This window comes from Companilactobacillus crustorum JCM 15951, assembly GCF_001434585.1.
Classification (GTDB): domain Bacteria; phylum Bacillota; class Bacilli; order Lactobacillales; family Lactobacillaceae; genus Companilactobacillus; species Companilactobacillus crustorum.
Genome location: NZ_AZDB01000014.1, coordinates 12078 through 26239 on the forward strand (window position 1 = coordinate 12078; position 14162 = coordinate 26239).

14 protein-coding genes and 1 riboswitch are annotated in these 14162 nt (G+C 35.4%); of the genes, 13 read left to right on the forward strand and 1 reads right to left on the reverse strand.

Annotated features, from left to right (window positions below):
* The first annotated feature begins 62 nt into the window (after positions 1-62).
* From FD26_RS05395 to thiT, 11 genes are all read left to right on the forward strand, one after another.
* Positions 63-1208 carry a cysteine desulfurase family protein gene (locus tag FD26_RS05395; protein ID WP_057867407.1) on the forward strand — a complete coding sequence of 382 codons (1146 nt, stop codon included), beginning with the start codon at positions 63-65 and terminating at the stop codon, positions 1206-1208.
* 9 nt (positions 1209-1217) lie between these two features.
* A complete protein-coding gene (gene thiI, locus FD26_RS05400; RefSeq protein ID WP_057867408.1) occupies positions 1218-2435 on the forward strand; it encodes a tRNA uracil 4-sulfurtransferase ThiI in 1218 nt (405 codons plus the stop codon).
* Positions 2436-2787: 352 nt separating this feature from the next.
* A complete protein-coding gene (locus FD26_RS05405; RefSeq protein ID WP_057867409.1) occupies positions 2788-5436 on the forward strand; it encodes a valine--tRNA ligase in 2649 nt (882 codons plus the stop codon).
* Between the two features lie 73 nt (positions 5437-5509).
* Positions 5510-6775 (forward strand): bifunctional folylpolyglutamate synthase/dihydrofolate synthase, encoded by a 1266-nt coding sequence (locus tag FD26_RS05410; protein ID WP_057867410.1) that lies wholly within the window; start codon positions 5510-5512, stop codon positions 6773-6775.
* An 11-nt stretch (positions 6776-6786) separates the two neighbouring features.
* Positions 6787-7422: a RadC family protein gene (radC, locus tag FD26_RS05415; RefSeq protein ID WP_261766177.1), complete on the forward strand. Its 636-nt coding sequence runs from the start codon at positions 6787-6789 to the stop codon at positions 7420-7422.
* Positions 7423-7516: 94 nt separating this feature from the next.
* Positions 7517-8518 carry a rod shape-determining protein gene (locus FD26_RS05420; protein ID WP_057867412.1) on the forward strand — a complete coding sequence of 334 codons (1002 nt, stop codon included), beginning with the start codon at positions 7517-7519 and terminating at the stop codon, positions 8516-8518.
* 45 nt (positions 8519-8563) lie between these two features.
* Positions 8564-9427: a rod shape-determining protein MreC gene (mreC, locus tag FD26_RS05425; RefSeq protein WP_057867413.1), complete on the forward strand. Its 864-nt coding sequence runs from the start codon at positions 8564-8566 to the stop codon at positions 9425-9427.
* Positions 9427-9969, forward strand: coding sequence for a rod shape-determining protein MreD (mreD, locus tag FD26_RS05430; protein ID WP_057867414.1), 543 nt, complete (start codon positions 9427-9429; stop codon positions 9967-9969). Before mreC ends, mreD begins: the two co-directional genes overlap by 1 nt.
* Positions 9966-10604, forward strand: coding sequence for a septum site-determining protein MinC (locus tag FD26_RS05435; protein ID WP_057867415.1), 639 nt, complete (start codon positions 9966-9968; stop codon positions 10602-10604). The genes mreD and FD26_RS05435 overlap by 4 nt, the downstream gene beginning before the upstream one ends.
* Before the next feature lie 33 nt (positions 10605-10637).
* Positions 10638-11435, forward strand: coding sequence for a septum site-determining protein MinD (minD, locus tag FD26_RS05440; protein ID WP_057867416.1), 798 nt, complete (start codon positions 10638-10640; stop codon positions 11433-11435).
* Between the two features lie 32 nt (positions 11436-11467).
* A riboswitch (TPP riboswitch) is annotated at positions 11468-11569 on the forward strand.
* Between the two features lie 47 nt (positions 11570-11616).
* The gene (gene thiT, locus FD26_RS05445; protein WP_057867417.1) at positions 11617-12198 is read left to right on the forward strand and encodes an energy-coupled thiamine transporter ThiT; all 582 of its coding nucleotides are present in this window, start codon (positions 11617-11619) and stop codon (positions 12196-12198) included.
* 244 nt (positions 12199-12442) lie between these two features.
* Here the strand turns inward: thiT and FD26_RS10895 are convergent, their stop codons facing one another.
* Positions 12443-12568, reverse strand: a complete 126-nt coding sequence (locus tag FD26_RS10895) for a DUF4044 domain-containing protein (protein ID WP_371862024.1) — start codon at positions 12566-12568, stop codon at positions 12443-12445.
* A 215-nt stretch (positions 12569-12783) separates the two neighbouring features.
* On the opposite strand from FD26_RS10895, the gene mraZ reads away from it, so the two are divergent.
* Positions 12784-13215: a division/cell wall cluster transcriptional repressor MraZ gene (gene mraZ, locus FD26_RS05450; protein WP_057867418.1), complete on the forward strand. Its 432-nt coding sequence runs from the start codon at positions 12784-12786 to the stop codon at positions 13213-13215.
* Complete coding sequence (rsmH, locus tag FD26_RS05455; protein ID WP_057867419.1) at positions 13205-14155, forward strand: 16S rRNA (cytosine(1402)-N(4))-methyltransferase RsmH; 951 nt, start codon at positions 13205-13207, stop codon at positions 14153-14155. The genes mraZ and rsmH overlap by 11 nt, the downstream gene beginning before the upstream one ends.
* Positions 14156-14162: the final 7 nt, after the last annotated feature.

The following is a 14162-nucleotide window of genomic DNA, read 5'->3' on the forward strand; positions in this document are numbered from 1 at the left end:
TGTTAAGTTATAATAGATAAAATTTTGGGCCGGTGAGGCCTTTTTATTTTGGTGAGGCAAAAATGATATATTTTGATAATAGTGCAACAACTAAAGTTAATGATTCGGTTCTGAAAACTTATAATGCTGCTAGTGAAGAATACTTTGGTAATCCTTCTAGTTTGCATAAGTTAGGACTGAAAGCTTACGAATTATTGGAAACTTCTCGTAAACAAATTGCTAGTTTGATGGGATTCAAACAAGATGAAGTTGTTTTTACCAGTGGTGGTACTGAGGGGAATAATTGGATTATCAAGGGAACCGCTTTTAAGAAGCGTGAATTTGGTAAACATATTATTACTACTGAGATAGAACATCCTTCAGTCTTGAATACTATGCATCAACTAGAAGAATTAGGATTTGAAGTAACCTATTTACCTGTAGATAAAACAGGTCATATTAGCGCCGATGATTTGAAGAAGGCTATCCGTGACGATACTATCCTAGTTTCAACTATGGCTGTTAATAATGAGATTGGAGCAATTCAACCAATTCATGAAATTGCAGCTGTTTTGAAGGATTATCCAAGCATCAGTTATCACGTGGACTCTGTTCAAGCAATTGGTAAGAACTTACAAGATAAGTTCATGGATCCTCGCGTTGATTACTATACTTTTTCAGGTCATAAATTCCATGCCCCACGTGGAATTGGCTTTATTTATATGAAAGAAGGCAAGCAGTTAGAGCCTTTAATGGCCGGCGGTGGTCAAGAATCTAACTTACGTAGCGGAACTGAAAATACACCTGCAATTGCGGGAATGGCTAAAGCTATTCGCTTGTTAAAAGAAAATGAAGCTCAAAAAGCTGACAAGATGGAACAATTAAAGGAAAAGCTTGTTAATCATTTGAAGACTTTGGATAATGTCCATGTCTTTTCACAAGTTGGCGATAACTTTGCACCCCATATTATTTGTTTCACAATTGACGGCGTTCGTGGCGAAACAATTGTCCATACTTTTGAACAACGTGATATTTATATTTCGACTACTAGTGCTTGTTCTTCTAAGAAAGGCCTAGAATCAGGTACACTTAAAGCAATGAATGTACAAGAAAAGGTTGCTACTAGTGCCGTGCGTGTGAGTTTAGATGAAAGTAATACAGAAGCTGAAATGGATGAATTTATTAAGAATTTGGATGAAATTCATGATCATTTCCAAATTTTGAATTAGGAGATTTAAATGGAATATACTGAAATTATGGTTCGCTATGGTGAACTATCAACCAAGGGTAAGAACAGAAAGAGCTTTATTGACCGCCTTCATGGTAACGTTGCTAAAGTTTTGAAGGATTATCCTGACCTAAAAATGCGACCACATCGTGATCGTTTACATATTCAACTAAATGGTGTTGATGCCAAGCCAGTTATGGAAAAGCTTAAGAATGTCTTTGGTATTCAAACTTTTTCATTAAGTGTGAAAGTTTCACGTAATTTTGAAGATGTGAAACAAAAAGCTGTTGAAATGATGCATGAAGCTTATAAGCCCGGCATGAGTTTCAAAGTAGGTACTAAACGCTCAGATCATACTTATGAACTTGATACTAATCAAATCAATTTACAGCTTGGGGATGCTATCTGTGATGCCTTTCCAGGAATTGATGTTGAGATGAAAAAACCTGATATCAAGATTTCCGTCGAAGTTAGACAAGATGGAATCTATCTTTCATATTTAACTGTTAAAGGTGCAGGTGGCTTGCCTGTTGGTACAGCCGGTAAAGCCATGTTGATGCTGTCAGGTGGGATTGATTCTCCAGTAGCTGGTTACTTAGCTATGAAACGTGGAGTAGATATTGAAATGGTGCATTTCTTCAGTCCTCCATATACCTCAGAACAAGCTTTGAATAAGGCTAAGGAATTAACTTCTAAATTGACTGCTTTTGGTGGCAATATTAAATTTATCGAAGTTCCTTTTGCTGAAATTCAAGAGACAATTAAGGCTGGGGTACCTGAAGGCTACTTGATGACCATTCAACGTCGTTTTATGTTGCGTTTGACTGACTTGATTCGTGAGCAAGAGAATGGTTTAGCAATTTTTAACGGTGAAGCTGTAGGACAAGTTGCTTCGCAAACACTAGAAAGTATGGCCGCAATTAATGATGTGACAACTACACCTATCTTGCGTCCCGTTGCAACAATGGACAAAACAGAGATTATTCGATTAGCTGAAAAGATTGATACCTTTAACTTATCAATCCAACCATTCGAAGATTGCTGTACCGTCTTTGCACCACCAGCACCAAAGACACGTCCTAATATTGAAAAAACACGTAAGTTTGAAAGTTCACTTGATGTAGATGGATTGATTCAAAGATCAATGGCTGGAATTAAGATTACAACCATTGAACATGGTGATAAATTTATGGAAAGTGATCAAGAAAATATCAGTAGTTTACTTTAAAATTAATTGACGTTTATTTGATTATGATTTATTATCAGAATATCAGCTTTGAGCAGGAGGGTTGATTAGCTAGATTTCAGAGAAGGCATGTAGCTGAAAATTGCCGAATCGAACTAGTCAATTGTAGCCTGTGAGCTATCTATAAATGATCGGGCCACCGTTATCTGTTGAGTGAAGAGTCCTTTAGACTCTTAATTTAGGTGGTACCGCGAGCATTCGTCCTATTAGGGATGAGTGCTCTTTTTTTACAGACTCTTAGTGGCTTTGCCACGTAGAGTCTGTTATGGGGACGTCGAAAGACGTCTGTATTTTTATGAAATTATAATTAGTGATTTTTTATGGAGGAAAACATATGAGAGAAATTGACATGGATACAAAATATAACCCCCAAGAAGTTGAAGCGGGACGTTATCAAACTTGGTTAGATGAGGAAGATTTTAAACCATCTGGCGATAAAAAAGCTAAGCCTTATTCAATCGTTATTCCACCACCCAATATTACTGGTAAATTGCATTTGGGACATGCTTGGGATACAACAATTCAAGATACCTTAATTCGTTATAAGCGAATGCAAGGTTATGACACATTATATCTGCCTGGTATGGATCATGCCGGAATTGCTACACAGGCTAAGGTTGAAGCTAAATTACGTGAACAAGGTGTAACTCGTTATGACCTTGGACGTGAAAAGTTCGTTGACGAAGTTTGGAAATGGAAGGATGAATTTGCTTCTATTATCAAGTCACAGTGGGGTAAATTAGGTTTATCACTTGATTATTCACGTGAAAGATTTACCTTAGATGAAGGTTTGTCAAAGGCTGTACGTAAAGTTTTCGTGAAGTTATATAACGAAGGCCTTATCTATCGTGGCGAATATATTATTAACTGGGATCCACAACTACAAACGGCTTTATCTGATATTGAAGTTATCCACAAGGATGACCAAGGTGCTTTCTATCATGTTAAATATCCATTTGCTGATGGTTCAGGTTTTATTGAAATTGCGACAACTCGTCCTGAAACTATGTTTGGTGATGTTGCTATTGCTGTTGCACCCGACGATGACCGTTATAAAGATATTGTTGGAAAAGAAGTTGTTGTACCATTAGTAAATCGTAAGATTCCAATTATTACTGATCACTATGTTGATAAGAGTTTTGGTACTGGTATGGTTAAAATTACTCCAGCTCACGATCCTAATGATTTTGCTGTCGGTAATCGTCATGACTTGAAACGTATCAACACGATGAACGCTGATGGAACAATGAATGAAAATGCTGGCAAATATAATGGTATGGACCGTTTTGATGCCCGTAAAGCTATCGTTAAAGACTTACAAGATGATGGCGATATGATCAAGATTGAACCATATGTTCATAGTGTTGGTCATTCAGAACGTTCTGGCGTTCAAGTTGAACCAAGACTTTCTACACAATGGTTCGTTAAGATGAAACCATTGGCTGAAATGGCCTTGAAGAATCAGCAAGGCAATGACAAAGTTAATTTTGTACCGGATCGATTTGAAGATACTTTCACACAGTGGATGGATAACGTTCATGATTGGGTTATTTCTCGTCAATTGTGGTGGGGACACCAAATTCCAGCTTGGTATAACAAACAAACTGGCGAAACATATGTTGGTGAAGAAGCTCCTAAAGATATTGAAAATTGGGAACAAGAATCAGATGTGTTAGATACATGGTTCTCTAGTGCTTTATGGCCATTTTCTACTATGGGTTGGCCTGATACTGATGCGGAAGATTATAAGCGCTATTTCCCAACTGATACATTGGTTACTGGTTATGATATTATTTTCTTCTGGGTTTCAAGAATGATTTTCCAAAGTTTGAAATTCACTGGTAAGAAACCGTTTGACCATGTTGTTATTCATGGGTTAATCCGTGATGAACAAGGTCGAAAGATGAGTAAGTCACTTGGTAACGGAATTGATCCAATGGACGTTATTCAAAAGTATGGTGCAGATGCCCTACGTTGGTTCTTGATGAATGGCTCAACACCTGGTCAAGATACGAGATTCAGTTATGACAAGATGGATTCAGCTTGGAACTTTATTAATAAGATTTGGAATGCTTCACGATATGTCATCATGAATTTGGATGATGATACTCCAGCTATGGATGATTTATCGCAAGTTACAGATTACGACTTATCAGATAAGTGGATTTTGGCTAAATTGAACCATACTGTAAAAGAAGTTAATCGTTTAATGGATAACTTTGAGTTTGGCGAAGTTGGTCGTAATATGTATAACTTTATCTGGAATGATCTTTGTGACTGGTACATCGAAATGAGTAAGGCAACACTAACAGGTGACGATGAAGCTGCTAAGAAACAAAAGAAAATGATTTTGACATACGTTCTTGATCAAACTCTTCGTTTGATGCATCCAATCATGCCATTCGTTACTGAAAAAATTTGGTTAACTATGCCTCATAATGGCAAAACAATCATGCAAGCTAAGTATCCAGAATATCAAGCTAAATTAGATAATGACGAAGCTATGAATCAAATGGATGTTTTGATTGACCTAATCAAGTCATTGAGAAAGATTCGTTTGGAGGCTAATGCCCCAATGTCTAAGGCCGTTGATATTATGATCAAGCCTCAGGATGAAAGTGTTAAGACAATTATTTTGAATAATAAAGAATATATTGATCGCTTTATGCATCCTAAGGAATTGAATGTGGCGACTGATTTGGTTGCTCCAGCATTAGCTATGACTGCTGTTACAACTAAGGCTGATCTCTATGTTCCTTTGGCTGAATTGATAGATATTGACGAAGAAATTGCTCGTCAAAATGAAGAAATCGCTAAATTGGATAAAGAAATCATGCGAATTGACAAGAAGCTATCTAATGAAAACTTTGTTAAGAAAGCACCTGAAAAAGTTGTTAATGAACAAAAAGAAAAATTAGCTGACTATAAGTCACGTCAAGCTAAGGTTCAACAAAGAATTGAACAACTAAAAGACAACAAATAATATTTGAGTATATAATGATGAGGGTTGGCAATAGTCCAGCCCTTTTGTTTAAGAAAAAATGGAGTGTTAAAAATTGTTAGAAAATTATCAGGCGGCAATTCAATATATTCACTCGTTACCGAAGTTCCATCGAACGAATGATTTAACTAATATTAAACAAGCACTGCATCGTTTAGGTGATCCACAAGATAGCTATGAAACAATTCATATTACGGGTACTAATGGCAAAGGTTCAACAACTAATTTTTTGGCGAATCTTTTGGAAGCTACTGGCCAACGTGTAGGGATGTTTACTTCACCCTTTATTAAAGAATTTAATGAACGGATTCAAATTAATCACAAATATATTTCAAATGCTGATTTATTGGATGACGTCAACTTTATTAAGGAAAAAGTCGATGGTATTCCTTTGGCTGAGTTTGAATTTGTAACTATTTTGGGTTATTTTTATTTCCGTGGGCGTGTCGATGTCGCAGTTATTGAAGCGGGAATTGGTGCTAAACACGATAAAACGAATGTGATAATTCCGGAGCTTTCAATTATTACCTCAATTGATTTGGATCATGAACAGTTGATTGGGCCAACAATTCAAGACATTGCAAAGGAAAAATCAGGGATCATTAAACTTCATAAACCAATTGTGACGGGAGTGCTACAAGATTCAGTTCGTGAGATTATTGAAACAATGGCTATTAAAAAAAACAGTCCTTTATTTGAATTTGGTAAAAGTTTCGGTATAAGAAATTATAAAAATAACGATTTTAATTTATCGTTTACTTATTATGATGATAAAGTGGTCCTTGAGGACATTTCTTGCCAGGGATTTGAAGAAACGACGGCAATGAATGCTTCAATTGCTATTCGAGCATTTCGATATTTTCAAGAGCAGCATCAGATGTTAAGCTCAAGTGAACTAATTTATCAAAATTTAGACAAGAATCATTTACCTGGAAGGGCTCAGATTGTTCAAAAGAACCCACTCATTTTAATGGATGGTGCTCATAATATTTCAGCAGTGCATAATTTAATTAATTCTTTAGCAATAAATCATGAAAATAAGGATATAATTGTTTTATACGCAGGAATGAAAGATAAAGATCGTCATAAAATTATTGAAGAATTAGCTCCTAAAGTATCGCATGTTTATATCACAAAGCTTGATATGCCAAGGTCTGCTGTGGCTAGTGATTATAATTTAGATGATTATACTAATGTTTCCTTTATTGAAAATTATCGAAGTCAATTACAGAAAATAGTTGCAAAAATGAATTCAAAGCAATTATTAGTTATTACTGGTTCATTTTACTTAGTTTCGGACTTAGAAAACTATTTCTCGTAATTTGAGATATGATGATAAATATAAGGGAAAGAATTTTAGCGTATGGTGTTAATAGTTTAAAAGATGAGGAACTATTGGCAGTAATTCTAGGTAATGGAACTCAAGGGAATCCTGTCATAGATCTATCGAAAAAAATCGTTTGTAATTCTAATGGTTTAGATTTGAGTTTAGAGCAATTAATGTCGTTTAATGGTATTGGTGTAGCTCAGGCTTGTAAAATCTTGGCTGCTATCGAATTGGGAACTAGAAAAATTCAAGCTGATAGTCTATCGGAAACAGTTGTTTCAGTAGATGAAATTGGTCAGCATTTAATAAAAAAAATTGGAAACGCTCCACAAGAAAAACTAGTAACTGTTTATTTGAATAATAGTTATCATGTAATAGATGAAAAAGTTGTTTTTATAAGAACAGTCGATCAGGCTACGGTTCATCCGCGAGATATTTTAAGAGAGGCCATTGGGATGTCAGCGACGCAGATAGTTGTTGCTCATAATCATCCTAATGGATCATTGATGTTTTCTAAGAATGATCAAGAGTTCTCTTTAAGACTGAAAAAGTGCTGTCATTTAATAGGAATAAACTTAATCGATCATTTAATTATTACAAAAAAAACCTTTTCTAGTCTAAAGACTTTAAATTTAATTTAGGATATGATTTCGTCGTACTTTAAATCGTCGTTTTCTATGATATAATTTTGTTTAGCGTAAAATGTGGTGTGTACTTTAAAGGAGAGAAAATAAATTGTTTGGTATTGGATCAAAGAAGCTCGGCATAGACTTGGGAACTGCAAATACTCTAGTTTATGCTGAAGGAAAAGGTATAGTTTTAAATGAACCTTCAGTTGTTGCAAAAAATAATAACACTGGAGAAATCGTTGCAGTCGGTTCTGATGCACGAGAAATGATCGGTCGTACACCTGGTAGTATTTCTGCTATTCGTCCAATGCGTGACGGTGTGATTGCTGATTATGATACAACAGCAGCGATGATGAAATATTTCATCGAAAAAACAGCTAATAATTCAAAACCTTCAGTTATGGTTTGTGTGCCAAGTGGCGTTACTGAAGTTGAAAAGAGAGCTGTTATTGAAGCTACTCAACATGCTGGAGCTCGTGAAGCATATGTGATTGAAGAACCATTTGCAGCTGCTATTGGTGCTGGACTTCCTGTTATGGATCCAACTGGTAACATGGTTGTTGATATTGGTGGTGGTACAACTGATGTTGCTACTATTTCATTAGGTGGTATCGTTTCATCACGTTCAATCCGTGTAGCCGGCGATAAGTTTGACGAGTCGATCTCTGCATATATTAAGTCAAACTTTAATCTTCAAATTGGTGAAAGAACAGCTGAGGATGTTAAAATTCAAATTGGTTCTGCATCAATTGAAAAAGCAAAAGAAATCGAATCAATGCAAATTCGTGGTAGAGATTTGGTAACTGGTCTACCTAAGACAGTTCAATTGTCTGGTGAAGATATTGCTACTGCTATTCATGAAAATGTTGAAGAGATTATTGAAACAATTAAGGAAACTCTTGAGGAGACATCTCCTGAAATTGCAGCCGATGTTATCGATCATGGTATCGTACTTACTGGTGGTGGAGCATTGTTGCATCATTTGCCAGAAGTTATTTCTGAAGCTACTGGAGTTCCCGTATTCATTGCTCAAGACCCATTAGATTGTGTGGCTATCGGTACTGGAGAATCATTGAAAAATATCGATGTGATGCGTCGCCAAAAATAAGCGGGTTAATCCCGTTTTTTTTATTTGATCTACTAGGAGGAAGCAATGCAAAAGTTTTTTTCAAATAAAAAATTGATTATTTTAATGATACTTATTATTGTTACTTTTGGTCTTTTGGCGGTTACAGTCAATATTCGAGATAAAAAGAATACCCCACCATTCGTTCAACAAGTAGGTAATGATGTCGTCAGTGTAGTAGGGGGAGTTTTTGCTTACCCAACTAATGCTGTTAAAAATGCTACCTCAGAATTTTCTGATTTATATAACACTTATTCCGAGAATAAGCGACTTAAATCGAGAATTGGTGAATTAGCTCAAAATCAAGCTAAGCTAGAAGTAGTTCAAGATGAGAATAAAAAGTTAAAGCAAGAGCTTAAACTAAATGGAACTTTGACAGACTATACGACTGTCAATGCTTCAGTTTTGTCGCGGTCACCAAGCAGTTGGCAAAGTTATTTAACGATTAATCGTGGACAAACTAGCGGAATTAAGAAGAATATGCCCGTTATGTCTGGTAAGGGTTTGATTGGTCGAGTTATTGAAGTCGACAAGATCAGTTCTAAAGTAGAATTAATTTCTACTGATAATGAATTGAATGATAAATTTGCAGCTGAAATTTCTGGAAGCAACAATAAAAACATTACAGGGGTTGTTAGTCGTTATGATAGTTCGACTGGCGATTTAGTAATGGAAAACGTTAATTCAACGAAAGACATTAAAAAAGGCCAAAGTGTTATCACATCCGGTTTAGGTGGTTTGACACCTCGTGGATTGTATATCGGTAAAGTTTACGGAATTAAGAAGGATAATTACGGAATGACAAATTCTGTTTATATTACTCCAGCCGCTGAATTACGTAACTTTACGGTTGTTACTGTTATTAAATCATCTGTTAGTGGTGAAAATTAATGAACATTAAAACTCGTAAGATTGTTGGACAAGTATTATTCATTTTATTTACATTTTACCTAGATGGTTTAATGAAGTGGGCCTTTTTGAATAATATGAATCATAGCGTAGTGATAATTTTGCCACAAATAATGTTGATGGCCATTATCATGTTAACAATGCGTATTGACGATCGCAGACAGTTGATTATTTATGGGATTGTTTTTGGAGTGATGTATGATTCCTACTACTATGGGATTATTGGATTGTATACAATTCTTTTACCATTGGTAATGGTGGGAATAGATCACTTTAAATTTTTGTTAGTTAAAAATAATATGGGTTATGAACTTTCAGTTTATTTTTTGTCGTTGACATTTTTACAGTCAGGAATTTATTTGTTAGAGCGACTGTTACAACAGACAGATACAAATGTTTTAAATTTCATCACTTATACTTTAGGTCCAACGCTACTCTGGAATGTGGTTGTTTTCTTCATTCTCTTCATTCCGTTGGCTAATTTGTCTGAGTGGCTGATGAAATATCGGAGGGATAGTAAATGAGTGACATCATTTTAAAAGGTGATAAAAATGGCTTTTCAGTCATCATAGATGCTAAAGCCAACTATGATAGCGCGTTTAAGGAGCTAAAAGAATTAATTATGCGTCAAAACGTGAAATCTACCACTGAAGATGATGATGTTATTAAATTTACTATCAAAACTGGTAATCGGCTGTTAAATGATGATCAGAAAAATTCAATTCGTGATTTTTTTGATAAATTTCCACAATTAGAGCTAAAGGATATTCAAGCTGACGTCGAGTCTAAACAAAAAGTCGCTGAAATTTTAAAAGAAAATAAAACTAATGTTGAGTCAGGAATTGTTCGTAGTGGTCAAAAATTGGACTATGAAGGTGATTTGATCTTCTTAGGTAATCTGCATCGAGATGCTCAAATATGTGCAACTGGTTCGGTTTACGTTTTAGGTCAAGTTAATGGAATTGTTCAAGCCGGGTACCCTGATAAGACTGATGCGGTTGTTTTTGGCAATTTAAAAGATGTTGATCAGTTGAGAATTGCTGATGTCATAGAAATTGTAACGGATGATAATAAAGATGATTTTCAAGCTGGAAAGTATGCTTATATTGATGATTTACATTCAATTAGCGTGGATGATTTACAAAATTATAAACGATAGTTTAAGTGAATTAGGAAAAAGGACAGGTTAACTATGGGGATATCAATAGTTGTGACTTCCGGAAAAGGCGGAGTTGGTAAGACCACCACTACAGCAAATGTCAGTACAGTTTTAGCGAGCCTTGGAAAAAAAGTCTGTATGGTTGATTTGGACATTGGTTTGAGAAATTTGGATGCGGTTATGGGATTGACCAATCGAATTGTCTATAATATTGTCGATGTGGCCCAGCATCGAGTAGTTGTTTCTCAAGCTTTGGTCAGAGATCCACATTTCGAAGACAATTTATATCTGCTGGCTGCTTCACAGTTTGCTGATAAGTACGTTTTGGACAAAGCTTCGGTCGGAAATATTGTCAATGAATTGAAACAACGATTTGATTTTGTGATGATCGATTGCCCAGCTGGAATTGAATATGGCTTTCAAAATGCTGTTTCTATTGCTGATGGTGCTTTAGTGGTTACTAATCCAGAGGTGGCTTCAGTAAGTGATGCTGATCGTGTAGTAGGTATTTTAGAAAATATGAATATGCCAATTACGCCACATTTGATTATTAACCGAATTCGTAAAAATATGATTAATGATGGAACTTCTATGAAAATTGATGATATCGTCAATCACTTAGGAATTCCCCTCCTGGGAATTGTAATTGATGAGGATAAAGTCATTGCAGCTTCTAATTCAGGCCGTACCGTGGCATTTGATTCTTACAGTGATGCTGGCAAGAGCTATCAGAATATTGCTCGGCGAATGTTGGGAGAAAGCATACCTTTGGATTTATTTAATCATACGAAAAAGGTTGGGTTTTGGGGCAAGGTGTTTGGAAGAAAATAAGCCTTGTGCTATAATCCGTTTGTAAATGAATAAGTCAACACAGGGGGAGCCATTGGCTGAGAGTGAACAAAATGTTCAGACCCTTTAAACCTGTTATGTTAATACATGCGTAGGAATAGTGTTGTTCAAGCAGAAGCTCGAACTCTCTTGTGACGACTAAAAATCAGAAGGGAGTTTTTTTATGACCAATATTAGTAAAAGCAGTGATTTAATTGTCATTACTGAAGGAGCTTTGATCACTGCTTTAGCATTAGTTTTATCATTCGTTCCACATTCAACTGGAGTATCATCGATTGAGTTTATGTATGGTTTAATACCTATGGCAATTTTTGCTTTACGTCGAGGCCTTAAAGCTGGGTTAATGGCTGGATTAGTATGGGGAATTTTAGATTTAGTCCTACGAGGCTTTAGTAATGGTGGCTTTTTAAATCCATTGCAGGGGTTTGTGGAGTATCCGCTGGCTTTTGGGGTAGTTGGTCTAATTGGATTAGGTAGTTCAAGAGTTAAACAAGCTATTAAAAATGGTAAGAGTGCTTTGGGATTAATTATCTTTTATTCAGCTATAGGCTTCTTCGCTAAATATTTTTTCCATTTTATTGCTGGTGGTATTTATTGGGGAAGCTATGCTCCTAAAACAATGAATCCTTGGATTTATTCGTTGGTAATTAATGGTGGTAGCTTTATTGCTAATATGATTATGATGTTAGTTTTAGCAGTGATTTTGAATCGGGTATTTAAACGATTGATAGTTATTAGGGATTAATGATTTTATTGAATTTAAATTTGTAGAGGAAGAACCAATGACTATAATATGAAAAGTCATTGGTTCTTTTGGTTTTTAAAAGCTTAAATTAAACAACAGTTACCTTTTAGCTTAGAACAAAGATTGAAATTGATTCAGCTATGAATAACTGTGTTATATTTCAAGTCGCACTTACAGCCTCCAGAAAAATTGTAAAACAAAAGGAAGTCATAAACCTATCCAGGCTATGACTTCCTTTTTTGTTTTAAATAAAACTCATTACAGCACCTAAAACTACACCGCCGATTGTTACTAAAATCATTAACCAAACGACAATTTGTGTAATTTTAGTCAAAGTGCTTTTAGGTTTCTTATCGTTCAAAACTTCCACCACCAAATTAATATATAGTGAAATACTACTTCACAAAGGCAATTTATGCAATCTTTGTAAGTGGTTATTTCGAGATTTGAAAAATCCCCCCACCGTTAGAACTGTATAATTAGTAAATGCTTTCACATTTATTAACAGATTGTTTAATATCGTGTGGTTAAAAGTGGGGATTTGTGGTAAATTAGGAAGTGTTAAAGAATCGGGGTGAGCCTTCCATGTTTATGGGTGAATTTCATCACACACTTGATACTAAGGGACGGATTATAGTTCCCGCTAAGTTTAGAAAGTTGCTGGGTGATAGTTTTGTAATTACTCGAGGCATGGATGGTTGCCTTTTTGGGTATCCGTTGGAACAATGGAATAAATTAGAGGCACAATTAGATAAGTTGCCACTAACTAAGAAGGATGCTCGTGCTTTTACTCGATTCTTTTATTCTGCAGCAGCAGAGGTTGAATTTGACAAACAAGGTCGAATTAATATATCGACTTCATTAGTTGAATTTGCTAAGTTAAATAAGAATTGCGTAGTTGTAGGCGTTTCTGACCGAATTGAAATTTGGGATGAGGAACGCTGGAATAAATTTAGCCAAGAGGCTGAAGATAATTTTGAAGAAATATCGGAGAAAATGACAGACTTTGACTTCTAATGTATATAAACATAAAACAGTACTTTTAAAAGAAACTATTGATGAAATTAATCCGCATGACAATGGGATTTATGTAGACGCTACCTTTGGACGTGGTGGACACACCAAGGAACTATTAAGCCGAGTTCACAATAGTCATCTTTATGTTTTTGATCGAGATGAAGCTGCTATTGAAGTCGGTGAGAGTATTCAAAATAATGCTGAAATAATTGGCGATAATTCATTAACATTGATTCGTGATAACTTTGAGAATATGCAAGCACGTCTGAATGAATTAGGAATTGAAAAGGTTGATGGAATTGTTTACGATTTAGGAGTTTCATCGCCACAATTTGATGATGCTGTTCGAGGATTCAGTTATAAAAAAGAAGCTCGTTTGGATATGAGAATGGATCAAAGACAAGATCTGGACGCTGAAAAAATTGTTAATGATTGGTCATATAATGAATTAGTCAGTATTTTTTATAAATATAGTGATGAAAAGTTTGCTAAACAAATTGCTCGAGCAATTGAGCGAATTAGAGCTGACCATCGGATTACTTCAACGCTGGAATTAGCTGATATTATAAAAAATGCGATTCCAGCTGCTGCCAGAAGAACTGGTGGACATCCAGCAAAAAGAGTATTTCAAGCAATTAGAATTGCCGTTAATGATGAACTTGGTTCTTTAGAAAGATCACTAGAACAAGCCATTGATCTCTTAGCTCCCAAGGGCAGAATTAGCGTTATAACTTTTCAGTCAAAAGAAGATCGGATTGTTAAACACATTTTCAAGGATAATTCTCATGTCGATATTCCCAGAGGATTACCAGTTATTCCAGATGATCTAAAACCAATACTTAAACAGATAACTAGGAAACCTATTTTGCCCGATGATGAAGAATTATCTGAAAATAATCGGGCTCATAGTGCCAAACTACGTGTTGTTGAAAAGATATAATGGAGAA

Bases quoted from the DNA above. Each gene is read 5' to 3' on its own strand.
- mreC (WP_057867413.1), top strand. From the start codon at position 8,564: ATGCAAAAGTTTTTTTCAAATAAAAAATTGATTATTTTAATGATACTT.
- FD26_RS05405 (WP_057867409.1), top strand. From the start codon at position 2,788: ATGAGAGAAATTGACATGGATACAAAATATAACCCCCAAGAAGTTGAA.
- minD (WP_057867416.1), top strand. From the start codon at position 10,638: ATGGGGATATCAATAGTTGTGACTTCCGGAAAAGGCGGAGTTGGTAAG.
- mreD (WP_057867414.1), top strand. From the start codon at position 9,427: ATGAACATTAAAACTCGTAAGATTGTTGGACAAGTATTATTCATTTTA.
- thiT (WP_057867417.1), top strand. From the start codon at position 11,617: ATGACCAATATTAGTAAAAGCAGTGATTTAATTGTCATTACTGAAGGA.
- FD26_RS05395 (WP_057867407.1), top strand. From the start codon at position 63: ATGATATATTTTGATAATAGTGCAACAACTAAAGTTAATGATTCGGTT.
- mraZ (WP_057867418.1), top strand. From the start codon at position 12,784: ATGTTTATGGGTGAATTTCATCACACACTTGATACTAAGGGACGGATT.
- FD26_RS05435 (WP_057867415.1), top strand. From the start codon at position 9,966: ATGAGTGACATCATTTTAAAAGGTGATAAAAATGGCTTTTCAGTCATC.
- thiI (WP_057867408.1), top strand. From the start codon at position 1,218: ATGGAATATACTGAAATTATGGTTCGCTATGGTGAACTATCAACCAAG.
- radC (WP_261766177.1), top strand. From the start codon at position 6,787: ATGATAAATATAAGGGAAAGAATTTTAGCGTATGGTGTTAATAGTTTA.